Below are 23,146 nucleotides of genomic sequence, written 5' to 3'. Positions count from 1 at the left end.
CTTGATGAACGCTAATTTTAACACCATCATTCGCTGGCAATCATGTACGCCAGAACAACAAAAAATATTGCTGACCCGTCCAGCTATTGCTGCGTCCGACGATATTGCCAGTACAGTAAAACAGATTCTGGCAACCGTAAAAACTCGCGGCGATCAAGCATTAAAAGAGTTCTGCCAACGTTTCGACAAAACCACTGTTGAAACCATCCAGATTTCTGCCAATGAAGTGAATGCAGCGGTCACTCGCCTGACGCCTGAAATCAAGCAGGCTATGCAACAGGCTATGAATAATATCCGTCAATTCCACGAAGCACAAAAACCGGCAGAAGTTGATGTCGAAACACTGCCAGGGGTTCGCTGCCAACAAGTGACGCGCCCAATAGATTCAGTTGGACTCTATATTCCCGGCGGCTCTGCTCCCCTGCCCTCAACGGTATTGATGTTAGGTACACCCGCCAACATTGCCGGTTGCCGTAACGTTATCTTGTGTTCTCCCCCCCCTATTGCCGATGAAATACTCTATGCTGCACAACTATGTGGGATCAGCGAAATATTTCAAATCGGTGGTGCCCAGGCGATTGCCGCAATGGCATTCGGCACAGAATCCGTTGCCAAAGTTGACAAAATTTTTGGTCCCGGAAATGCATGGGTAACAGAGGCCAAACGTCAGGTCAGCCAACAGATTGACGGCGCGGCAATCGATATGCCCGCAGGCCCGTCCGAAGTATTGGTTATTGCTGACAGCGGAGCCAATCCCGTATTTACGGCAGCAGACCTGCTTTCACAAGCAGAACACGGTCCCGACTCTCAAGTGATACTGCTAACTCCCGATGAAAATTTAGCTAAAAAAGTTATCCATGAAATTGAAACCCAACTCATCGCTTTGCCACGTCAGCAGATCGCAATCCAGGCCTTGCAAGCCAGCCGGATAATTATTACGCAAGATCTCGACCAGTGCGTCGCAATCAGCAACCAATATGGTCCAGAACACTTGATCCTCCAAACTCGTCAGCCTGAACAACTACTTGAGCAGATTACCAACGCCGGTTCTATTTTTCTTGGTGACTGGTCGCCTGAATCCGCCGGAGATTACGCTTCCGGCACCAATCACGTTCTGCCTACCTATGGCTATACTTCAACCTATTCCAGTCTCGGCCTGGCTGATTTCCTGAAAAGAATGACCGTCCAGCGGATCACACCGCAAGGATTAAAAAAACTCGCCCCCACTATCGAAACACTGGCACAAGCAGAACAGCTTATCGGGCACAAAAATGCTATTACGTTACGTATGGCTGCTTTGAACGGAACAATCATGAGTACAGTTTTTGATATCAATTCATTGGCAAGAGAAAACGTTCGCAAATTAGTCCCTTATATGTCTGCCCGCCGTCTGGGTGGTCGTGGTGATATTTGGTTAAATGCGAATGAATACCCCATCGCACCCGATTTCCAGTTCACTGAAAATACGCTCAACCGCTATCCTGAATGCCAACCCGCCACAGTTATTCAACGCTATGCCGATTACGTTGGCCTGCAACCAGAGCAAGTTCTTGCCAGCCGGGGAGCCGATGAATCTATCGAACTGCTGATCCGCGTTTTCTGCGAGCCAGGACGAGATGCGGTTCTGTTTTGCCCACCAACCTATGGTATGTACAGCGTTAGCGCCGAAACTTTCGGTGTAGAACAGAAAAAAATTCCTGCCAGCGCCGACTGGCAACCTGATATTGCCGCTATCAAAAATAATCTGGATCGCGTCAAGCTTATCTATATCTGTAGCCCCAACAATCCGACAGGCAACCTGATTGATCCTGCGGCATTACGCCAGATCCTTGAATTAGCCCGTAACCGTGCCATTGTTGCTATTGATGAGGCCTACATCGAATTTTGTCCACAACACACAACGACCCATGCTACCACCCGTTGGCTACAAGACTATCCTCACTTAGTTATTTTGCGAACCCTCTCGAAAGCTTTTGCTTTGGCTGGATTACGTTGTGGATTTACGCTGGCCTCTGCCGATATCATCGCACTGATGCTAAAAGTGATTGCCCCTTACCCACTGGCGACGCCTGTTGCTGATATCGCGGCACAAGCACTCACTAAAGCAGGCATTGCAACAATGAGAAATCGGGTGACAGAGATCCGCAACAATCGGGCTTATCTCCAGCAAGCTCTCAGTAAACTGGCGTTGGTTGAAAACGTATTTCCAAGCGAAACCAACTATATTTTGGTGAAATTTACCGATGCAGAGCTTGTATTTAAAACGCTATGGGAACAAGGGATCATCCTGCGTGACCAGCGTAAACAACCAGGATTAACGAATTGCCTGCGCATTACCGTCGGCAACCGGAATGAATGTGAACAGTTGGTTCGTGCCATTAGTGCGCTTTCCGAACAACCTCAACAAATCAAGGAAACAGAAAACCCATGAGTCAGAAAATGCTTTTTATTGACCGCGATGGAACATTAATCACCGAACCACTCAGTGATTATCAAGTTGATCGCCTTGATAAATTGGCTTTTGAAGCTGGAGTGATCCCGGCCTTACTCGCCCTGCAAAAGGCCGATTATAAATTAGTGATGATCACTAATCAGGACGGGTTAGGTACGGCTAGTTTTCCACAAGCGGATTTTGAGCCACCTCATGCCTTGATGATGCAGGTTTTCACTTCACAAGGTCTCCATTTTGAAGAGGTCCTGATTTGCCCACATAAACCAGAAGATAACTGTCATTGCCGTAAACCCAAACTTGGGTTGGTACAAAAATATCTGGCAGACGATGTCATTGATACTGACAACAGTTATGTCATCGGTGATCGGGAAACCGATCTGCAATTAGCCCAGAATATGGGGATCAAGGGCATTCGCTACCAGCCCGAATCATTAGGATGGCCGCTCATTTGTGAACAACTGACCCGTAAAGATCGCCATGCCCATGTCGAACGAAAAACCAAAGAGACCGCTATCGATATTGAAATTTGGTTGGATCGTGAAGGAGAAAGCCGTATCAATACGGGCGTCGGTTTTTTCGATCATATGTTAGATCAAATCGCAACTCACGGCGGCTTCCGCATGAATATCCAGGTCAAGGGTGATCTCTATATTGACGATCATCATACTGTTGAAGATACCGGTCTCGCACTAGGAGAAGCTTTAAAGCAGGCATTGGGGGATAAACGCGGCATTGCCAGATTTGGCTTTATGTTGCCAATGGATGAATGCCTTGCTCGCTGCTCTCTGGATATTTCCGGGCGCCCACATCTTGAATATAAAGCTGAATTTAAACACCCGCGGGTTGGCGATTTGAGTACAGAAATGATCGAACATTTTTTCCGCTCCCTTTCTTACACAATGGGATGCACCTTACACTTGAAAACCAAAGGCAAGAACGATCACCATCGGGCAGAAAGCCTGTTTAAAGTCTTTGGCCGAACTTTACGCCAAGCTATTCGCGTAGAGGGCAAAATCTTACCAAGTTCCAAAGGTGTTTTATAGGAAAGGCGATAAAGGAAGCCATGATGAACGTTGTTATTCTAGATACAGGCTGCGCTAACCTCGCTTCTGTTACCTATGCCATCCGTCGGTTAGGTTATGAACCCACGGTGAGTTTAGACGCGGATATTGTTCAAACAGCCGATAAACTATTTCTGCCGGGGGTAGGTACGGCGACTGCCGCGATGAAACAACTTGAACAACGACAATTAATTCCCTTGATTAATGCTCTTACCCAGCCCGTATTAGGTATTTGTCTCGGTATGCAATTGCTGGCGCGTGTCAGTGAGGAAGGAGATAATATCCCTCTATTGCAGCTCATTGACGCGCCTGTCAAAAAAATGATGACCGCAGATCTGCCATTACCACATATAGGCTGGAATCAGGTGAAAGCGCAGACAGGCAATCCGCTGTTTCACTCTATTGCAAATAATTCCCGTTTCTATTTTGTTCACAGTTATGCCCTGCCTGTCGGTGAATATACGACTGCCCAAACTGAATATGGCAATACATTTAGCAGCGCTATTGCAAAAAACAATTTCTTTGGTGTGCAATTCCATCCTGAACGTTCAGGGGCAGCAGGCGCACAATTATTAAAAAACTTTTTGGAGATGTAACCGCATGATTATACCCGCATTAGATTTAATTGATGGCAATGTGGTGCGTTTGCATCAGGGAAATTATAGCCAACGCCGGGATTATGGCAGCTCTCCGCTCTCTCGCTTACAACAATATGCACAGGAAGGCGCTCAGTTACTGCATTTAGTGGACTTGACGGGTGCCAAAGATCCTGCCAAACGCCAAATTGCACTCTTAAAAGAGCTACTGACAGGTGTTACTGTTCCCGTTCAAGTTGGTGGGGGCATCCGCTCCGAAGCAGATATAAAAGTATTGCTTGAAGCAGGTGCAAGCCGAGTTGTCATTGGTTCCACGGCAATTACACAGCCTGAATTAATCAAACAATGGTTGCAAAACTACGGGGCAGAAGCCATTGTGCTGGCATTGGATGTTCGTATCAATGCAGATGGGATAAAACAAGTCGCCATTAGCGGTTGGCAAGAAAACAGCAACGCTACCCTTGAGTACGTCATTGAGCAGTATCTCCCTGTCGGACTCAAACATGTTCTATGCACCGATATTTCCCGAGACGGCACATTAAGCGGCTCCAATATTGCGCTCTATCAGGAAATCAGCCAGCAATATCCGCAAATCCAATTTCAGGCTTCCGGCGGCATTGGCAGTCTCACCGATATCTCTCCCCTGCCTGCATCAGGTGTGACAGGAGTCATTGTCGGACGCGCACTACTGGAAGGAAAATTTACCCTAACGGAGGCTATCCAATGTTGGCAAAACGCATAATTCCATGTCTGGATGTCCGTGATGGACAAGTCGTTAAAGGCGTACAATTCCGCAACCATAAGATTATTGGCGATATTGTTCCCCTCGCCCAGCGCTATGCTCAGGAAGGGGCGGATGAGTTGGTATTTTACGATATTACCGCCTCTTCCGATGGCCGGGTGGTAGATAAAAGCTGGGTGGCGAAAGTCGCTGAAGTTATCGATATCCCTTTCTGCGTAGCGGGTGGTATTAAAACCGTGGAAGAAGCAGGGCAAATTTTAGCATTCGGTGCAGATAAAATTTCCATCAACTCCCCAGCCTTAGCTGATCCAGACCTGATTAACCGTCTGGCTGATCGCTACGGTGTCCAATGTGTCGTCGTGGGCATTGATACGTGGTTTGATGAGGATACTCATAACTATCAGGTTTACCAATTTACCGGAGATGAAAGACGTACAGCTGCAACCCGTTGGCAGACATTGGATTGGATCAAAGAAGTGCAACAACGCGGCGCGGGTGAAATCGTCCTGAATATGATGAATCAGGATGGGGTTCGTAATGGCTATGATCTCACGCAATTGAAATTAGTGCGTGGTGTCTGTTCTGTACCATTAATTGCTTCTGGAGGGGCCGGAGCACCAGAACATTTCCTTGATGCTTTCCGGCTTGCAAATGTTGATGGAGCTTTGGCTGCCTCTGTTTTTCACAAACAGATCATTAACATCAGTGAACTCAAACAATATCTTGCCATACAGGGCATCGAGGTTAGGACATGTTGACAACACAGCAATTAACAACTCAAGAAATTGAGAACCTAGATTGGGAAAAAGTGGATAATCTGATGCCCGTCATCGTCCAACATGCCATCTCTGGAACCGTGTTAATGCTAGGCTATATGGATCAGGATGCACTGAATGTCACGCTCAATTCTGGCAAAGTGACCTTTTTTTCCCGCACTAAACAACGATTGTGGACAAAAGGCGAAAGCTCCGGCCACTTCCTGAATCTGATCGGTATCTATCCCGACTGTGATAATGATACTCTGCTAGCCCTGGTCGATCCTACTGGTCCTACCTGCCATAAAGGTAATGAGAGTTGTTTTGCTCCCGCACAAACCGAATGGGGCTTTCTCTATGAATTGGAACAATTACTGGCAAGCCGAAAAAATGCCTCAGCGGACAGTTCCTATACCGCTCGCTTATATGCCAGTGGCACAAAACGCATCGCCCAAAAAGTTGGCGAAGAAGGCGTCGAAACCGCATTAGCCGCTACAGTTAATGATCGGGAAGAATTAACCAACGAAGCCGCAGATTTGCTCTATCATCTGCTGGTTCTACTCCAGGATCAAAAACTCGATCTCAGTAGTATCATCCGTCAATTGCGGAAACGACATTCAGCCAAAAAGTAATTTCCGATGCAAGAATTGAGATTAACCGCGCCACTTCGTCAACAAACACATAAACGAAGTGGCTTACTCACTGGAGCTACATTGCTGCCTTAAAGATAGTAATGATTTCTTCATGTGACGCTTGAATTGGGTTAGTAAATCCGCAGGCATCTTTCAATGCATTGGTTGCCAGTATTGGTAAATCTTCCTCTTTTACGTTCAACGCTGACAAACCTGACGGAATATTCACATCTTTTGCCAATTCACTGATTGCCTGAATACAAGCCTTAGCCCCTTGTGCATCATTTAAAGCACCAACTTCAACGCCCATAGCCGCCGCAATCTCTTTCAGGCGTGTGGCAGAAACTTTTGCATTGAAGCGCTGCACATGTGGCAATAAGACCGCATTGCAAACACCATGGGGCAAATCATAAAATCCCCCTAGCTGGTGTGCCATAGCATGGACATAGCCCAAGGATGCATTATTGAATGCCATACCTGCCAAAAACTGAGCATAAGCCATATTCTCACGCGCTTCCATGTCATTGCCATCTTCAACAGCACGACGCAGATAATGGCTGATCATGGTCACCGCTTTCAACGCGCAGGCATCAGTAATCGGGTTTGCCGCCGTAGAGACATAAGCCTCAATAGCATGAGTCAATGCATCCATCCCCGTAGCGGCAGTCAATCCTTTTGGCATCCCCGCCATCAATGTAGAATCATTAACTGACAAAATAGGCGTTACATTTTTATCCACAATTGCCATTTTGATATGACGCTCAACATCCGTAATAATACAAAAGCGTGTCATTTCAGAAGCCGTGCCCGCAGTCGTATTGATGGCAATCAAAGGTAACTGTGGTTTAGCTGAACGATCGACGCCTTCATAATCACGAATGTCTCCGCCATTAGCTGCCACCAACGCAATACCTTTTGCACAGTCATGCGGCGAACCACCACCTAAAGAGATCACACAATCACAGTTATGCTGGCGCAGAACCTGCAAACCTTCTCCAACATTAATCGTAGTCGGGTTTGGATTTGTGCCATCATAAATTGCACTTTTTATTCCAACATCCGCCAGTAACGCCTGCACTTTTCCAACAACACCAATCTCGTTTAGCACGCGGTCAGTGACAATTAGAGCTTGTCCGTAGCCATAATTTTTTATTAATTCAACGGCTTCAGCCATACATCCCATACCGATTTTATTCACAGGCGGGATAAAGAAAGTTGATGCTGCCATTTGAAACTCCTTAGATTTTTCGGAAGTATTCCAAATATCAAGATGAGAGAATTGATTTACAATGTGACACTGATCTCTCTCAGTAATTTTGATCAAAATCAATATTTGCCTATGCAGGAAGGAAAAAACAGGTATCAGTTTACCTTAAGTTTATACAGGAGAATATTTTGCTATAATTCAACCAGACGAAAATAGGTGACTATTATATGAATAATATTTTTGTTCTGGTAATAATCAGCCTTGCTATCCTCGTTACCGCGACATTTCTTTATCTTCATGATGCAGAGATAGCACATTGGTTGGAGAGATTTGCCCAACGATTGCTTAAGTGGCAACCTCCAGATTGATACTTTACTTTTACTTCACGTTATTTCACCAAAAAGGTGCTGAAAACTCAGCACCTTAACTTTGGCAATAGTTATATCTTATAAAGATATCTAATGATTAGTCCAACCACTCAGTATGGAAAACACCTTCTTTATCAGTACGCTTGTAAGTGTGCGCACCAAAGTAATCACGCTGTGCCTGAATCAGGTTAGCCGGCAAGACAGCGGAACGATAGCTGTCATAATAAGAGATGGCAGCGGAGAATGTTGGCGTTGGGATACCATTCTGCACACCGTAAGAAACAACATCACGCAGCGCTTGCTGATATTCATCTGCGATTTGTTTGAAGTAAGGGGCTAAAAGCAGGTTAGCAATCGCTGGGTTTTCATTGTATGCATCAGTGATTTTTTGCAGGAATTGCGCACGAATAATACAGCCCGCCCGGAAGATCTTGGCAATCTCGCCGTAGTTCAGATCCCAGTTGTGCTCATCTGAGGCGGCCTTCAACTGCTGAAACCCTTGCGCGTAAGAAACAATCTTACCCAGGTACAGGGCGCGACGGACTTTCTCAATAAACTCCGCCTTATCTCCGTTAAATGGCTGAACTTCCGGGCCTGACAATACCTTAGATGCGGCTACGCGCTGATCTTTCAGGGAAGAAATGTAGCGTGCAAAGACAGATTCGGTAATAAGTGTTACCGGAATACCCAGATCCAGCGAGCTTTGGCTGGTCCATTTACCCGTGCCTTTGTTGGCCGCTTCATCCAGAATCACATCAACCAAATATTTTCCGTCTTCATCTTGCTTACGGAAAATATCAGCAGTAATTTCGATCAAGTAGCTGCTTAGCTCCCCCTGGTTCCAATCACTGAACACTTCAGCCAGCGCCTGATTGCTCAGGTCCAATGAATTTTTCAACAGAGAATAGGCTTCTGCAATCAATTGCATATCACCATATTCAATGCCATTGTGAACCATCTTCACATAATGGCCTGCACCATCTGCACCGATATAAGTCACACAAGGCTCACCATCAACTTGAGCAGCGATCTCTTTTAGAATGGGGGCCACCAACTCATAAGCTTCTTTCTGACCGCCCGGCATAATTGAAGGGCCTTTCAATGCACCTTCTTCACCACCAGAAACACCCGTGCCGATAAAATTAATGCCCTGAGCAGACAACTCACGGTTACGGCGAATAGTATCCTGAAAATAGGTGTTACCACCATCGATCAGAATGTCACCCTTATCCAAATGTGGCATCAGTGATGCTATGGTTTTATCCGTAGCTTCACCCGCCTTAACCATCAACAGAATACGACGTGGCTTTTCCAGCGAATCGACAAACTCTTCAATGGAATAACTTGGAACTAATTTTTTCCCTGGATTTTCAGCAATAACTTCATCTGTTTTATCGCTGGAGCGGTTAAAAATAGAAACAGAGTAACCACGGCTTTCAATATTCAACGCCAGGTTGCGCCCCATTACCGCCATACCGACAACACCGATCTGCTGTTTGGACATGAATAACTCCCGTCTAATAATGACTGCCGCCCACCCAAGATGTCATACGTAATACCCTGTGTAATACATACCGTATGCAACAAAACAGAGTGGGCAATTTGTTAATGAGGTCACATGTTAACTCAGGAATGGACATCGGCGGTAGTTATTGATGCAATCGATATCGTCATGACGTTTTTTTGCCGAAAAAATTTCCAACTGAGATAAATCAGCTATTGATATTTCGCATTTCAGTACGCATTATTTAATAGTCGGCAAGTGCCGTCCCACTAAAAGGCAAAACGAATTATATGGAATGGATCGCTGATCCGACGATATGGGCAGGTCTGGCCACACTTATCGTTTTAGAAATTGTTCTCGGAATAGACAACTTAATATTCATTGCCATTCTGGCAGATAAACTACCTGAAAAAGAGAGAGACAAAGCTCGCCTGACAGGGCTTTCCTGCGCCCTTCTTATGAGGATATTGCTGCTATTTAGCTTATCCTGGCTCATTTCCCTAACAAATCCCCTGGTGATTTTATGGGAACATCCTTTCAGTGCCCGTGATTTAATTATGCTGACAGGAGGGATCTTCTTGCTGTTCAAAGCGACAATGGAATTAAATGAACGGTTAGAAGGAGAAATGCTGCATACCAGTCAACAACGCAAAGGGGCTAGCTTCTGGGCGGTTGTTGTGCAAATTATCGTCTTAGATGCCGTATTCTCTCTGGATTCTGTTATCACTGCCGTAGGAATGGTCAATCATATTGGTATCATGATGGCTGCGGTAACCATTGCCATGATCCTGATGATATGGGCCAGCAAGCCACTGACAAAATTTGTCAATGCGCACCCCACCATCGTGATCCTGTGTCTTAGTTTCTTGCTAATGATCGGTTTTAGCCTGGTTGCAGAAGGCTTTGGCTACCCGATTCCGAAAGGCTATCTCTATGCTGCCATCGGCTTCTCCATCATGATTGAAGCACTGAACCTGTTCGCTCAGTTCAATCGCCGTAAGTTCCTGAGCGCTTCCCGTTCCCTGCGCGAAAGAACCGCAGAAGCTGTTCTTCACATTTTAAATGGCAAACGTGAAAACGCTGCGTTGGATAACCATACTTCTGACCTGATTGCAGATCATGCAGATAACAAAGAACTCTTTGAGCCTCAGGAACGCCAGATGATCGCCCGCGTTCTCAGCATGGCACAACGTACCGTCAGTAGCATCATGACTTCACGCCATGATGTGATTTATCTTGATGTCCATTCCCCTGCTGAAAAGTTAACCGCGCTACTGGAGCAAAAACCACACACGCGAATTGTGGTCACCGATGAACAGAGTGGTGACGAGCCGCTTGGCGTTGTACATGTGATTGATATCCTTAATCAACAACTGATGCAAAATACTTTCGATTTAAGGAAGTTAGTTCAGCAACCGTTAATTTTCCCGGAATCGCTTTCTTTACTACAGGCGTTGGAACAATTCCGTAAGGCACAAACCCATTTTGCCTTTGTCGTCGATGAATTCGGTTCTGTCGAAGGGGTGGTTACCGTCACCGATGTGATGGAAACGATTACAGGTAATCTCCCTGTAGGTAGCGGAGAGATCGACGCTCGCCATGATATTCAGGTTATGGAAGAGGGATATTGGATTGCCAATGGATTTATGCCCCTGGAAGATTTGGTGCTTTATGTGCCTCTGCCATTGGATGAAAAACGGGAATACCAAACACTAGCTGGCTTGTTGATGGAGCATTTGCAACGCATCCCACAACAAGGTGAGCAATTGAAGATTAGTGACTATCTGTTTGAAGCGCTGGAAATCACCAGTCATCGCATCAATAAAGTGAAAATTACTCCACTGACCGTTGAAGAAACGGCAGAAATATAACCCACGATATTAAAACGATATCACCTACTGAGAAAAAACCGGCATAAACCCGGTTTTTTTATTCCTATAAGTTTTATCAGTTTGATTTAATTTTTAAAGTATTTGTTTATGCCCTCCCCTAAGTACAATAAGCCCGTTCAATGGTAATTAGCGGAGATGTCATACCGCCTTCATAGGGTCCAAGAGTCCTACAAAATATCTCTTGTGGCTGAGTTAGCAATACATCTATTGATTGTTGATAAAGTGAGGGTTTATATGAGTACAAAATATTTTGCATTATTGACACAAGCTGGCACAGAAAAACTGGAAAGAGCCGCCTCATCAGGTATCAAACTTGAAATTACCCATATGGCTGTAGGTGATGGTGGTGGTAATTCCCCCACTCCCAATCCCAACCAATTCAGATTGATTAATGAAAAGCATCGCGCTGAACTTGATGCCTTAATCATCAACCCCCAAACACCCGATCAAATTATCGCCGAACAGATACTTCCTGAAGGTGAAGGTAATTGGTGGGTTCGTGAAATGGGTCTATTCGATAAAGACGGCACATTGATTGCGGTAGGAAATTGTGCCGAACTCTACAAACCAGAATCTCAGGAACAAGCTATCCGTATGGCTCTGACGGTTAGCAACAATGGCCTGACAGGGTGGATAAAAGAACTGCTTTCCGGCTTCGCCTCTCGCAATTATGTGAGAGGAAAAATTAAAGAACACGCCGAAAGCCGTAACCATCCAAATGCAACTTTAGAGAAAAAAGGCCTTGTAGCGTTAAGTAATGAAATCAACAGTAACAGCGAAGTTCATGCTGCAACGCCTAAAGCGGTTAAAACGACATACGAATTAGCTAATCAAGCCAATGAATCAGTTAATTCGATACTTTCAACCAACAAATATGTGCCATCAACACGTCAAGTTAATAGTAAGGAACTGTCCAAAGATATTGAATTGACAGCAACGGATGTCGGTGCCTATGACAAAATTCAAACAGACTCTCTTATTGATGACGTTAATCTATCAGCCAAAAAAGCTTTTGATCTGGCATGCACTAAAGTTCCATTATCTCGTAAGATCAACGGCAAAGAGCTGTTAACCGATATCGAACTTACCGCACTGGATGTCAATGCTTACAGTCGGCAGGACGTCGATGGGCTTATCGGAAATGTTGAAAAGTCGGCTAACATTGCCAATGAAAATGCCAACAAAGCCCTTAAACAGTTGGATCAGAAAGTCCCGACAAATCGCAAGATCAATGGCAAGGCATTGATCGCAGACATACAATTAACCGTAAGTGATGTTGGCACCTACGATAAGAAAGAAATTGATGATCGAATCAACACAGTTCAGCAAGCGGCTGACACTGCCAATAACAACGCCAATACGGCTATTCAAGAGCTTAGCAAAAAAGTTCCCGAATCCCGTAAGATCAATAACAAAGAGTTGACAACCGATATTGAATTGGATGCGGCTGATGTTGGGACTTACAATAAAGCGGAACTCGATGATAATATCAGCAAAGTTGAAAAACTGGCTGATGCCGCCAACCAGACAGCGAATTCTGCTGTTCAACTTGCTGACAGTAAAGTGCCATTAACCCGTAAGATCAACGGCAAAGAACTGTCAACAGATATTGAACTCACCGCAGCCAATGTCGATACCTATAACAAGGCAGAGATCAATATCCTTATCGATGAAGTCAAGGAAACAGCGAATAATGCCAGTAACAGTGCAGAGCACAAAGTCCCATTAACTCGTACTGTGAATGGTAAGGCTCTGTTATCTGATATTAATCTGACTGCTTCTGATGTGAATGCCTATACCAAAGTAGAGGCAGACAATCGCCTTGAAGACCTTAAGGGTCTGGCAAATAAAGCTAATAACAATGCCGATGGCCGAGTGCCACTCACCCGCACCGTCAATGGCAAGGCCCTATTATCCGATATTAAACTTACCGCTTCTGATGTAGGCGCTTATAGCAAAGTAGAGATTGATACTCATATTAGCAAAGTTGAAACATTAGCGAGTGATGCCAATACTAATGCGATAGCAGCCAAAACTGAAGCTGATAGCCGACTGGCGAAAAGCAAAAACGGGGCGGATATTCCTGATAAACAGGCCTTTGTAAGAAATTTAGGCTTGGGTAATCTGATTGGATCTGATATTGAGTCACGTCGAATCACGGACGAACACACCATCATCAAGCTGGGTGAAATACTCATGATAAATGGGGTTGCGGTAGGTAGTGAACCCATTGGGGATTCTCATGCAGCCGAGATTGGCGGAATGACTTACTATACTCATTTCTATAAAATCAAACTGCCCACTACTTTGCCAAATGGCATCATCTCATGCCAGGCTAGTGTTGTCGGAGATAATTTTGATAATCAACGCCCCGGTTATCTGGCAGATATCAAAACACAACGAGGCAATGCAAACGGGGATGGTTTGTCGAAGGATACCTTAACAATATCCGTCACGACACCTCAATCAGGTTGGGTTCCGAACTTCTATTATCAGGTTGTAGGGTATTAATAAAAACCGTAAGTTCAGTAAATCAGGTGATCGCCGAAGCGATCACCTATTTTTTATTCAGCAGACCTTCCAGCGCCTTAAGGTTTTCATTGTCGCTGTTATTTTCGAGCCAATCTTTGATCGATTTTTTGGCCTTCTGCTGTAATTCATCACGCAACATGGGTTCTACATTCAACGCATATTGCAGATTGTTCCAGTCACCATAAACCCGCAGTGGAATTTGTAACTGCGCCAAACGACGCACCAATTCGTTCTGCTTACCCCAGCCATTGGTTAATTGCACCCATAATGAAACATCGGTGTTCTGTTTCAATAAATTGGCTTTTCCTTGCCCTTGAATATTGAACATGCCTGAAGTTGCTGCAAGTTCACTGATTTTAACCTCACCGCGCTCCAATTGGGCTTTCACTGACATATTTTTAGCTTCAGTGAAATCATTTGTATTTGTAGGTTGGCTGACTTGATCTGTTGCCCGTGCAAAAGATTGTTGAATAAGCTGAGGAATATTCAATCCTGCCAGACGTGCGTTTTTTAGATCGATACTCAAATCACCTTGCCAATAATGAGAAATAGCGTACTCATCGTAACCTTCTCCCAAAAGATCACCGTCAACATTAAGCTGGCCGCTGAATATCGATGGCAATGCTAATGCAGTTAACAAAGGTTGTATCTCAATCCCCTGTAAGAGTGGCTTTGTGTGTAGCTTTACAGGAACAACCGTGGCATCAATTGAAGTCGGCAGCGCAAAATGCCCACCAAATACGTTGCCACTTAATTTTGTGATTTCCGTCAGGCCACTGTTATTGATAGCTTGCAAGTCAAAATGGTCAATATCCATACCCTGATAAACGAATTTATCTGCCGTCAATGAGATATCAGCATCAAACCCTTGCAAAAAGGTAAGGTCATAGTTAGACAATGCCGAAACCGATGTTGCAATCACCGGTTTTAAGGAATTATTTTCAACCCGATAATCATGTTTTGCCTGCGGCGTATTTTTCGGTAAGGCATCCCACCCCAACACGTTATCCAAATTGAATTTTGGCGAACTCAATTTGATAGCATATTGCGGTTTATCTTGCAAAACGGCAGTAATATTCCCTTTCAGCTCATTCCCATCATTCATCGTCAATGCCATTTTTTGCAATGCAATCGATTCAGGTGCAGCCTGATATTTCACTATGGCACTGCCCGTTCCCTGAATACCCGCCGATGGTAACCCCATTCCCTGTAATTGGTATTCAAAGGAATTCATGTCGGCCGATAGCTGCTGTGGATAATCAGAGATATCTACCGACGAATTGAGTTTAAGTGACAGCTCTTGCTGATTTTTATTGATTTTACTGCGCAGACCAAGTCTCACGTGATTTTGATCACTTCGTTCTAGCAATAAATTGAGATCACGGACATTTAATTGTGAATTTTCATTGGGTTGCCAGATCAGTAGGCCATCCACTAACCTGATTCTGGCAATGTCCAGTTTCCAATTCTGGCTGCCCGTGATGGCGGGATAATGAATATCACTTTCCGGCGCAATCGGGGCTTCTGGCTGCTTTTTCGGCTGACTATCCGGTGTGAATCGCAAAACAGCCCCTTTCAACATCACCTCTTTGACTGAGAGTTGATGAGACAGCAGTGGCAGCAACTCCACATCCAGACGCATATTTTCGGCCACAATAGTCGGTATCCTGGCATTCTCAGCAGTCAAAGAGATCTCACCGGTCAGAATGCTTAATTTGGGCCAAACATGCCAGCGCAAGTCATCCCGCAACACGAGCTGGTAGCCACTCTTCTTTTGTACTTGTTTGACTATATAGCCACGAAAATCATTTGGATTAACCAGCATAACCAATGCCATCAGGCCAGCCACAATGACTACCAACAAAATAATGAGTGTCGTCAACAACCTTTTCATGACTTCCCCAGTCTCATGTTCACAAGAAGACTATTTTCACCAGAAGGCTTTTACCAGAAAAGATTAATCCTCACTGATTCGGCTACCTACGGCTCCCTGCTGATTTTTATATTTAGCATCCTGACGTCGGTTATAAGGTCGTTCAGCAGAGCCAGAAAGCGGTTCAAAACTCAATGCACCTATTACCATACCAGGACGCAAGGCTAAAGGCAGTTTGCCTGAATTGTAGAATTCCAGGACAATTTGTCCCTGCCAGCCTGGATCAATACGATGCGCAGTAACATGAACCATCAAACCAAGACGAGCCAAAGATGAGCGACCATCCAACCAACCGACTAAATTATCAGGCAGTGTGACAGATTCCAGCGTTACTGCCAAAGCCAATTCGCCAGGATGGAGGAAAAAGGCTTCTCCCGCCGGCAACGTAATTTCATCGCTCATGACACGGTCAAGTGCCGCATTGACTTCTGCCTTAGGCCCACTCAAATCAATATAAGCGGCAGTATGACCACGAAAAACACGAAACTGATTCCCAAGGCGCACATCAGCAGTTGCCCCATTAATGCGTTCTACAGGGGGACGAGGGGTAATTACCAGCTTACCTTCATCTAGCCATTTAATAATGTCACGGTCACAGAGTCGCATTATTTCCTCTCAAATACGATGATACTGATGAATACCTGGATAACAGATTATTCGCAAAATTGGCCAATCTTGGCTTTTAAGATATCAATGGCCACGCGGTTTTTTCCACCACGAGGCACAATAATATCGGCATATTGTTTCGATGGCTCGATAAATTGCAGGTACATTGGACGCACCGTTCTCTTGTACTGCTCTATCACGGAATCCAATGAACGTCCGCGTTCATTCACATCACGCTTAATACGGCGCATCAGACAAATATCCAGTGGCGTATCGACAAAAATGGAAAAGTCCAGTTCTTGGCGTAAGCGCTTATCTGTTAATAGTAGGATACCTTCGAGGATAATAACTCTTTTCGGTTCAAAATGAATGGCTTCAGGTTTGCGGGTGTGCTCAACGTAGTCATATTGTGGCAATTCAATGGATTTTCCGGCTTTCAATGCCTGAAGATGCTCGAGTAGCAAATCGTGATCCATAGAATTTGGGTGATCATAATTAACTTTATGACGCTCTTCCATCGGGGTATCCGTTTGATCTTTATAATAGCAATCTTCTGGAATAACGCCGATATTGTGATCACCAACCTGAGCCCGTAATTCTCGATAAAGTGTGCTGGAAATAAGGCTTTTGCCTGAGGCGGAGGCACCTGAAATACCTACGATTGTACACTTATGTGCTTCATCAGCCATACTAAAAATAACCTGGTTAAATAAAGAAAAAAATAAAGCGGGAATATGGTATTTGCTAACACCATGTTTGGCGGATTATAGGGAGTAAATGGCTTCTATTCCAGAGTAAACAGAATAAGTCTCGTTTTTTTCGATACGCTTCGCATAAAAATCCCGCAATTTTATGCCCTGATGGAAAATATTCTGCAAATAATTTTCACAAAAATGTGCAACCGGATCTCGGATGATAAGGTGTTATATTGCGGTAGAAAATAGAGAAAACATTGAGTACTGGTCAATGACTCTGTACCCATTGAGCCATTGACCAACTTTTTCTACTCAACCGCTCAACCGCTGTTACACACAGTTAAACTCATTAATCAAACTGCACGAAAAGAAATTTCAGTCGGGATTTTTTCGCCCTGCCAATACATCTTGGCGGAAATATTGGCAGCAATCTCACGATAAATATCGGCAAATTCACTGTCAGGCTGGCTGCTTACCGTCGGTTCACCCCGATCGAGATCTTCGCGCAGTGAAATATGCAGCGGGATCTGCCCCAGTAATTGGCAATGATATTTTTCTGCCAGTTTTGCCGCCCCACCCGTGCCGAAAATGGACTCATGATGACCGCAGTTACTGCAAATGTGGGTGCTCATATTCTCAACAACACCCAACACGGGCACATTGACTTTCTGAAACATGACGATGCCTTTCATCGCATCGATCAGGGCAATATCTTGTGGGGTTGTGATAACCAATGCGCCTGTCACCGGAATATTCTGGGACAAGGTTAGCTGGATATCGCCTGTTCCTGGCGGCATATCAATCACCAGATAATCCAGATCCGGCCACAGCGTATCTTGCAGCATCTGCATCAAGGCCTTGCTTGCCATCGGGCCACGCCATACCATCGCGTTATCATCGGTAACAAGGTAACCGATGGAGTTGGTTGCCATGCTGTGAACCATAATTGGTGCCATATGCTGTCCATCAGGGGAAGTCGGGCGCTCTTTGGCTGTACCAAGCATATTGGGAATGGATGGCCCATAAATATCTGCATCCAAAATGCCCACTTTTGCGCCTTCCTGTGCCAGCGCCAGCGCCAGATTCACCGCTGTGCTGGATTTCCCTACGCCGCCTTTCCCTGAACTGACTGCCACGATATTGCGCACGCCATTAACACCCGGCAGATTATTGGCACGACGCAATGTGCTGATATTGTGGGTTAATCGCCATTCAACGGATTTTGCTCCCGTCGCGGATTGCAAGCGTTGGGTGGTTTCTTTCTTTAATATTTCGAAGGCGCGTTTCCAGACAAACGGCATGGTTAATTCAATATGCAGTATCCCATCCAGCATAGTGCAATGGTGTAATGCTTTCAGGGCAATCAAATCTTGCTCTAAGGTCACATGTTTGAATGTTGCTAATATCTTTGCAACATGTTTTTTCAGCAGGTCAGGATTGGTCTGCTCCGGGGATTGTGAGTTCATCCCAGCTCCTTTTGATTTATCTTTCTCAAACCTAAAACTGTTCAGCCATCATAACAGAAGCTAACCACTTCGGATAAAGGTAACCCGTAAAAGTGACGAAGATCTCGCGTTACCCTAGCAGCAACGCGCCTTATCAGGTAACATCAAAAACCCTTTTCACTTTACGGAAGTCTGATCCTAACTATGTCTCAAGTCGCGAACAAATTATTGGTGACCTGTGCGTTACCTTATGCTAACGGTCCAATTCATCTCGGTCATATTCTGGAACACATTCAGGCTGATATTTGGGTTCGTTATCATCGAATGCGCGGCAAAGAGGTTCACTTTGTCTGTGCCGACGATGCCCACGGTACACCAATTATGCTGAAAGCACAGCAGAGTGGCATTTCTCCAGAAGAGATGATTGCCAAGGTGAGCCTAGAGCATCAGCAGGATTTTGCCGGTTTTGCCATCAGCTATGATAATTACCACTCTACGCACAGCGAAGAGAACAGAGTTCTTGCCTCCCAAATTTATCTGGAACTGAAAAAGAACGGTTACATTAAAAACCGGACAATTTCTCAATTATTTGATCCAGAAAAAAGTATGTTCCTGCCAGACCGTTTCGTCAAAGGTGCCTGCCCGAAATGTAAGGCAGAAGACCAGTACGGCGATAACTGTGAAGTTTGCGGAACCACCTATTCCCCAACGGAATTGCTTAATCCTCGTTCTGTTGTCTCCGGCGCAACGCCAGAAATGCGTGATACAGAGCATTTCTTCTTCGATCTGCCTGCTTTCAGCGATATGCTGCAAAAATGGACGCGTTCCGGCACCTTGCAGGAGCAAGTGGCTAATAAAATGCAGGAGTGGTTCGAAGCTGGGCTGCAACAATGGGATATTACCCGTGATTCACCTTATTTTGGTTTTGAGATCCCCGATCAGCCAGGTAAATATTTCTATGTCTGGCTGGATGCCCCAATTGGTTATATGGGTTCGTTCCAGAATCTGTGTGATAAACGTGATGACCTGAATTTCGATGAGTTCTGGGCGAAAGATTCCAAAGCCGATCTCTACCATTTTATTGGCAAAGACATCGTTTATTTCCACAGTCTGTTCTGGCCAGCCATGTTGGAAGGCTGTAACTACCGTAAGCCAACCAACCTGTTTGTCCACGGTTATATCACGGTTAACGGCACTAAGATGTCCAAGTCCCGTGGCACCTTCATCAAGGCCAGTACTTATCTGAAACACCTGGATGCAGACTGCCTGCGCTATTATTACGCGGCAAAACTCTCTTCCCGTATTGACGATATTGATCTGAATCTGGAAGATTTTGTTCAGCGTGTAAACAGCGATGTCGTTAACAAAGTGGTTAACCTTGCTTCACGCAATGCGGGCTTTATCAACAAGCGCTTTGGCGGCAAACTGGCGGAGCAACTCGCTGATCCTGCGCTATACCAGAAATTCGTCGATGCTGCACAGGGCATTGCAGAAGATTTTACCAATCGTGAATTCGGCAAGGCGATCCGTGAAATGATGGCACTGGCCGATCTGGCTAACCGCTATGTTGATGAACAAGCCCCGTGGATTGTGGCGAAACAAGAAGGCCGTGATGCTGATCTGCAAGCAATCTGTTCAATGGGAATTAACCTGTTCCGCGTGCTGATGACTTACCTGAAACCTGTACTTCCGGCTTTGGCCGCACGGGCAGAAGCCTTCCTGAATACTGAACTGACTTGGGATGGCATCCAGCAACCTTTGTTGAACCATGATGTTTCACCATTCAAGGCGCTGTTCAACCGCATCGAAATGGCGAAAATTGAAGCCATAGTTGCTGATTCAAAAGAGAGCATCGAACCACAACAAACTGTAACAGGCCCGCTGGCAGATGATCCCATTCAGGACCCCATTGTATTTGATGACTTTGCCAAGGTTGACCTGCGGATCGCCCTGATCAAACAGGCTGATTTTGTCGAAGGTTCAGATAAGTTACTGAAATTAACCCTTGATCTCGGTGGTGAAACTCGCCAGGTCTTCTCTGGTATTCGTTCAGCCTATCCTGATCCCAAGGCGCTGGAAAACCGCCTGACAGTGATGGTTGCCAACCTTGCTCCACGCAGGATGCGCTTCGGTATTTCAGAAGGTATGGTGATGGCAGCAGGTCCTGGTGGAAAAGATATTTTCCTGTTAAGCCCAGACAGCGGTGCCCAACCCGGTATGCAGGTTAAATGATAGTTGCATATTTTTAATAGATATCATTAATTATCAATTAGATAACAAAGCGGGTTCCAAAAAAGACCCGCTTTTTAATGTGATGTATGGCACATTTATAATGTTAGTCGTATGATAAAAACCTCGTTATATTGAGGAATTATTGATTATGTCTTTCCAAAATGTGCTGATAACAGGTTGGCAATACCTGCGCGCATTCGCGCTGCTTTATTTGTGCCTGATCGCGGGGAATATCATTTCGGCACAACTTCCTTTCTCTCTTCCCGGCAGTATTATTGGCTTACTTCTCTTGTTTGGCTTACTCACATCCCAAATTATTCCCTCACATTGGGTAAAACCAGGCTGTAGCCTGTTGATGAAACACATGACACTGCTCTTTTTGCCCATCGGGGTGGGGATCATGGATTATTACCCACAACTTAGCCAACAAATGCTCCCTATTCTCCTTTCTTGTATCGTTAGCACAGTGATTGTTATGGTCGTTGTTGCTTATAGTTCCCACTATATTCATCGTGAACGTGTCATTATCAGTGCTCGGCAAATGGAGACTAGCCAGACTGGTACTAAGCAGCAAGAACCCATCTCAACACCCACAAATCCATCACAACCGTTATCACAAGAACCGGAAGAGAAAGAAAAATGTTAAGCCATATCTGGTGGTCACTACCATTAACTCTGATTGTATTTTACGGCGCTAAAAAACTGTCAATGCGACTCAAACTGCCGATATTTAATCCGTTACTGATCTCAATGGCCGTTATCATTCCTCTGCTGTTGCTGACGCATACTCCTTACAAACACTATTTTGCCGGCAGCCGGATACTGAACGATTTGCTGCAACCTGCCGTTGTTGCACTGGCTTTTCCGCTGTATGAACAGCTACATCAAATCCGTGCCCAGTGGAAATCCATTATTAGTATCTGTTTTGTCGGCAGCATTGTCGCCATGGTTACGGGGACTGCCATCGCATTATGGGCAGGGGCTACGCCGCAAATTGCGGCCTCTGTGCTCCCCAAATCCGTGACGACCCCAATCGCTATGGCTGTAGCCGATTCCATTGGTGGTATTCCCGCCATTAGTGCAGCTTGTGTCATTATGGTAGGGATTTTGGGGGCTATCTTTGGTCACAATCTATTTAACGCCCTGAAAATAAAAACCCCGTCGGCACGAGGGTTGGCAATGGGTACAGCATCTCATGCGGTGGGAACGGCTCGCTGTGCAGAAATGGATCATATTGAAGGGGCATACAGCTCACTGGCCTTAATGACCTGCGGCATTATTACCTCACTGATTGCCCCTTTTCTATTTCCCGTATTGCTGCATCTGTTTGGCTAATCATTTTATGGGTTACGGGTTACAAAATCGTAGCAAGAAAGTAAACAAATCCAACAAAATAGCAAAAATTTGATATAGGTTAATAAAATGATATCTTGTTTACACGAATTTCATTAATTATATGCTATTTATCACATTGCAAACCTGAACAGACGTCCTAGAATGACCTTCAATTAATTTGGAGATCATTCTATGCAAGTTCGTTTTCACACTATCTGGGCAGAAATCACACCTGAACTGCAAAAAGCCCTCTTACCTTATATTGGCAATGACGATTTTCCCGCCATGCTGACCGCAGAGCAAGCGGAGTCAATTAAACAGCTCTGCGGATCAGACGATCAGGCGCTGGCATTAGCCTTATTACCACTTGCCGCAGCCTATTCCCGTGCGCCTATTTCCCATTTTTATGTTGGCGCAATTGCGCGGGGAGAAAGTGGCAATCTCTATTTCGGTGCCAATATGGAATTCGCTGGGGTTCCATTACAGCAAACTATCCATGCAGAACAATCCGCCATCACGCACGCCTGGTTGCGTGGTGAGAAAAAGTTGGTTGCCATCACCGTCAACTATTCACCTTGTGGCCATTGCCGACAATTTATGAATGAACTGAATAGTGGAACACAATTGGAAGTTTGCCTCCCCAGCCGGCCACCATTGACTCTGGCCGATTACCTGCCAGAAGCCTTTGGCCCGTGCGATTTAGCCGACACACCATTGTTGCTGGATGAGGTTAATCACGGCCATCAGTTAGCTACCAGTGACGAATTGGTGCAGGCAGCACTGGATGCAGCGAACCGTAGCCATGCGCCTTATAGCCAATCCCATGCAGGCATTGCCCTACAAGATGAACAAGGGAAAGTTTATACCGGCCGTTATGCAGAAAATGCGGCATTCAACCCAAGCTTACCACCATTACAGGCAGCTCTGATTTTCATGAATATGGCAGGTAGTGATTGTCAATCCATCAAGCGAGCAGTTTTGGTGGAAGGCGAAAATAGCCATTTATCACAATGGAATGCGACAGAATGCACATTAACGGCTCTCGGCTGTACAAAAGCAGAACGGTATACATTTTGAAATGTGTATCATCCAATAACATTTTATTAGCCAATTCTGTATGTTATCTCTCATTTTTGCTCATGATAATCATATCTAAGTA

At 45.1% G+C, this 23,146-nt stretch carries 19 protein-coding genes and 1 pseudogene; 14 read left to right on the top strand and 6 right to left on the bottom strand.

Going from position 1 to position 23,146, the window contains the following annotated elements:
- Window position 1 precedes the first annotated feature (1 nt).
- The 7 genes and pseudogenes from hisD to hisIE form a co-directional block, all read left to right on the top strand.
- Window positions 2–1,303 (top strand): annotated as a pseudogene (gene hisD / locus ABLA76_RS14335) (histidinol dehydrogenase); the annotation flags it as partial.
- Complete coding sequence (gene hisC / locus ABLA76_RS14330) at window positions 1,289–2,431, top strand: histidinol-phosphate transaminase (RefSeq protein ID WP_348988437.1); 1,143 nt, start codon at window positions 1,289–1,291, stop codon at window positions 2,429–2,431. The pseudogene hisD and the gene hisC, both read left to right, overlap by 15 nt.
- Window positions 2,428–3,495: a bifunctional histidinol-phosphatase/imidazoleglycerol-phosphate dehydratase HisB gene (gene hisB, locus ABLA76_RS14325; RefSeq protein WP_348988430.1), complete on the top strand. Its 1,068-nt coding sequence runs from the start codon at window positions 2,428–2,430 to the stop codon at window positions 3,493–3,495. The genes hisC and hisB overlap by 4 nt, the downstream gene beginning before the upstream one ends.
- A 23-nt stretch (window positions 3,496–3,518) precedes the next feature.
- Window positions 3,519–4,109, top strand: coding sequence for an imidazole glycerol phosphate synthase subunit HisH (gene hisH, locus ABLA76_RS14320; protein WP_348988436.1), 591 nt, complete (start codon window positions 3,519–3,521; stop codon window positions 4,107–4,109).
- Window positions 4,110–4,113: 4 nt separating this feature from the next.
- A complete protein-coding gene (gene hisA / locus ABLA76_RS14315) occupies window positions 4,114–4,851 on the top strand; it encodes a 1-(5-phosphoribosyl)-5-[(5-phosphoribosylamino)methylideneamino]imidazole-4-carboxamide isomerase (RefSeq protein WP_348988429.1) in 738 nt (245 codons plus the stop codon).
- A complete protein-coding gene (gene hisF, locus ABLA76_RS14310) occupies window positions 4,833–5,609 on the top strand; it encodes an imidazole glycerol phosphate synthase subunit HisF (protein WP_348988428.1) in 777 nt (258 codons plus the stop codon). The genes hisA and hisF overlap by 19 nt, the downstream gene beginning before the upstream one ends.
- Complete coding sequence (hisIE, locus tag ABLA76_RS14305; RefSeq protein ID WP_348988427.1) at window positions 5,603–6,238, top strand: bifunctional phosphoribosyl-AMP cyclohydrolase/phosphoribosyl-ATP diphosphatase HisIE; 636 nt, start codon at window positions 5,603–5,605, stop codon at window positions 6,236–6,238. The genes hisF and hisIE overlap by 7 nt, the downstream gene beginning before the upstream one ends.
- Window positions 6,239–6,314: 76 nt before the next feature.
- On the opposite strand, the gene yiaY is transcribed toward hisIE, so the two are convergent.
- Window positions 6,315–7,466, bottom strand: coding sequence for an L-threonine dehydrogenase (gene yiaY / locus ABLA76_RS14300; RefSeq protein ID WP_348988426.1), 1,152 nt, complete (start codon window positions 7,464–7,466; stop codon window positions 6,315–6,317).
- Between the two features lie 206 nt (window positions 7,467–7,672).
- On the opposite strand from yiaY, the gene ABLA76_RS14295 reads away from it, so the two are divergent.
- The gene (locus ABLA76_RS14295) at window positions 7,673–7,813 is read left to right on the top strand and encodes a hypothetical protein (protein ID WP_348988425.1); all 141 of its coding nucleotides are present in this window, start codon (window positions 7,673–7,675) and stop codon (window positions 7,811–7,813) included.
- A gap of 97 nt (window positions 7,814–7,910) precedes the next feature.
- Here ABLA76_RS14295 and gndA read toward each other — a convergent pair whose 3' ends face one another.
- Window positions 7,911–9,317, bottom strand: coding sequence for an NADP-dependent phosphogluconate dehydrogenase (gene gndA, locus ABLA76_RS14290; protein WP_348988424.1), 1,407 nt, complete (start codon window positions 9,315–9,317; stop codon window positions 7,911–7,913).
- Window positions 9,318–9,607: 290 nt separating this feature from the next.
- Here gndA and ABLA76_RS14285 point away from each other — a divergent pair, with 290 nt between their 5' ends.
- On the top strand, window positions 9,608–11,188 hold the full coding sequence (locus tag ABLA76_RS14285; protein WP_348988423.1) for a TerC family protein: 1,581 nt from the start codon (window positions 9,608–9,610) through the stop codon (window positions 11,186–11,188).
- 255 nt (window positions 11,189–11,443) lie between these two features.
- On the top strand, window positions 11,444–13,720 hold the full coding sequence (locus tag ABLA76_RS14280) for a phage tail protein (RefSeq protein ID WP_348988422.1): 2,277 nt from the start codon (window positions 11,444–11,446) through the stop codon (window positions 13,718–13,720).
- Window positions 13,721–13,766: 46 nt separating this feature from the next.
- On the opposite strand, the gene asmA is transcribed toward ABLA76_RS14280, so the two are convergent.
- The 4 genes from asmA to apbC all read right to left on the bottom strand — a co-directional run bounded on the left by asmA (window position 13,767) and on the right by apbC (window position 18,441).
- On the bottom strand, window positions 13,767–15,635 hold the full coding sequence (gene asmA / locus ABLA76_RS14275) for an outer membrane assembly protein AsmA (protein ID WP_348988421.1): 1,869 nt from the start codon (window positions 15,633–15,635) through the stop codon (window positions 13,767–13,769).
- A gap of 63 nt (window positions 15,636–15,698) precedes the next feature.
- Window positions 15,699–16,280, bottom strand: coding sequence for a dCTP deaminase (gene dcd / locus ABLA76_RS14270; RefSeq protein ID WP_047766961.1), 582 nt, complete (start codon window positions 16,278–16,280; stop codon window positions 15,699–15,701).
- Between the two features lie 47 nt (window positions 16,281–16,327).
- Window positions 16,328–16,969 (bottom strand): uridine kinase, encoded by a 642-nt coding sequence (gene udk / locus ABLA76_RS14265; protein ID WP_047766959.1) that lies wholly within the window; start codon window positions 16,967–16,969, stop codon window positions 16,328–16,330.
- A 359-nt stretch (window positions 16,970–17,328) separates the two neighbouring features.
- Window positions 17,329–18,441 carry an iron-sulfur cluster carrier protein ApbC gene (gene apbC, locus ABLA76_RS14260; RefSeq protein ID WP_348988420.1) on the bottom strand — a complete coding sequence of 371 codons (1,113 nt, stop codon included), beginning with the start codon at window positions 18,439–18,441 and terminating at the stop codon, window positions 17,329–17,331.
- Between the two features lie 183 nt (window positions 18,442–18,624).
- Between apbC and metG the strand changes: the two genes are divergently transcribed.
- The 4 genes from metG (at window position 18,625) to cdd (ending at window position 23,064) form a co-directional block, all read left to right on the top strand.
- Complete coding sequence (gene metG, locus ABLA76_RS14255; RefSeq protein ID WP_348988419.1) at window positions 18,625–20,652, top strand: methionine--tRNA ligase; 2,028 nt, start codon at window positions 18,625–18,627, stop codon at window positions 20,650–20,652.
- A 148-nt stretch (window positions 20,653–20,800) separates the two neighbouring features.
- Window positions 20,801–21,298 carry a CidA/LrgA family protein gene (locus ABLA76_RS14250; protein WP_348988418.1) on the top strand — a complete coding sequence of 166 codons (498 nt, stop codon included), beginning with the start codon at window positions 20,801–20,803 and terminating at the stop codon, window positions 21,296–21,298.
- The gene (locus tag ABLA76_RS14245) at window positions 21,292–21,987 is read left to right on the top strand and encodes a CidB/LrgB family autolysis modulator (protein WP_348988417.1); all 696 of its coding nucleotides are present in this window, start codon (window positions 21,292–21,294) and stop codon (window positions 21,985–21,987) included. Before ABLA76_RS14250 ends, ABLA76_RS14245 begins: the two co-directional genes overlap by 7 nt.
- A gap of 192 nt (window positions 21,988–22,179) precedes the next feature.
- Window positions 22,180–23,064 carry a cytidine deaminase gene (gene cdd, locus ABLA76_RS14240; protein WP_348988416.1) on the top strand — a complete coding sequence of 295 codons (885 nt, stop codon included), beginning with the start codon at window positions 22,180–22,182 and terminating at the stop codon, window positions 23,062–23,064.
- Window positions 23,065–23,146: the final 82 nt, after the last annotated feature.

This window comes from Xenorhabdus sp. SGI240 (assembly GCF_040081915.1).
Classification (GTDB): Bacteria; Pseudomonadota; Gammaproteobacteria; order Enterobacterales; family Enterobacteriaceae; genus Xenorhabdus; species Xenorhabdus bakwenae.
This window is presented reverse-complemented; position numbering and strand designations above follow the sequence as displayed.

Bases quoted from the DNA above. Each gene is read 5' to 3' on its own strand.
- hisC (WP_348988437.1), top strand. From the start codon at position 1,289: ATGGCTGCTTTGAACGGAACAATCATGAGTACAGTTTTTGATATCAAT.
- hisB (WP_348988430.1), top strand. From the start codon at position 2,428: ATGAGTCAGAAAATGCTTTTTATTGACCGCGATGGAACATTAATCACC.
- hisH (WP_348988436.1), top strand. From the start codon at position 3,519: ATGAACGTTGTTATTCTAGATACAGGCTGCGCTAACCTCGCTTCTGTT.
- hisA (WP_348988429.1), top strand. From the start codon at position 4,114: ATGATTATACCCGCATTAGATTTAATTGATGGCAATGTGGTGCGTTTG.
- hisF (WP_348988428.1), top strand. From the start codon at position 4,833: ATGTTGGCAAAACGCATAATTCCATGTCTGGATGTCCGTGATGGACAA.
- hisIE (WP_348988427.1), top strand. From the start codon at position 5,603: ATGTTGACAACACAGCAATTAACAACTCAAGAAATTGAGAACCTAGAT.
- yiaY (WP_348988426.1), bottom strand. From the start codon at position 7,466: ATGGCAGCATCAACTTTCTTTATCCCGCCTGTGAATAAAATCGGTATG.
- ABLA76_RS14295 (WP_348988425.1), top strand. From the start codon at position 7,673: ATGAATAATATTTTTGTTCTGGTAATAATCAGCCTTGCTATCCTCGTT.
- gndA (WP_348988424.1), bottom strand. From the start codon at position 9,317: ATGTCCAAACAGCAGATCGGTGTTGTCGGTATGGCGGTAATGGGGCGC.
- ABLA76_RS14285 (WP_348988423.1), top strand. From the start codon at position 9,608: ATGGAATGGATCGCTGATCCGACGATATGGGCAGGTCTGGCCACACTT.
- ABLA76_RS14280 (WP_348988422.1), top strand. From the start codon at position 11,444: ATGAGTACAAAATATTTTGCATTATTGACACAAGCTGGCACAGAAAAA.
- asmA (WP_348988421.1), bottom strand. From the start codon at position 15,635: ATGAAAAGGTTGTTGACGACACTCATTATTTTGTTGGTAGTCATTGTG.
- dcd (WP_047766961.1), bottom strand. From the start codon at position 16,280: ATGCGACTCTGTGACCGTGACATTATTAAATGGCTAGATGAAGGTAAG.
- udk (WP_047766959.1), bottom strand. From the start codon at position 16,969: ATGGCTGATGAAGCACATAAGTGTACAATCGTAGGTATTTCAGGTGCC.
- apbC (WP_348988420.1), bottom strand. From the start codon at position 18,441: ATGAACTCACAATCCCCGGAGCAGACCAATCCTGACCTGCTGAAAAAA.
- metG (WP_348988419.1), top strand. From the start codon at position 18,625: ATGTCTCAAGTCGCGAACAAATTATTGGTGACCTGTGCGTTACCTTAT.
- ABLA76_RS14250 (WP_348988418.1), top strand. From the start codon at position 20,801: ATGTCTTTCCAAAATGTGCTGATAACAGGTTGGCAATACCTGCGCGCA.
- ABLA76_RS14245 (WP_348988417.1), top strand. From the start codon at position 21,292: ATGTTAAGCCATATCTGGTGGTCACTACCATTAACTCTGATTGTATTT.
- cdd (WP_348988416.1), top strand. From the start codon at position 22,180: ATGCAAGTTCGTTTTCACACTATCTGGGCAGAAATCACACCTGAACTG.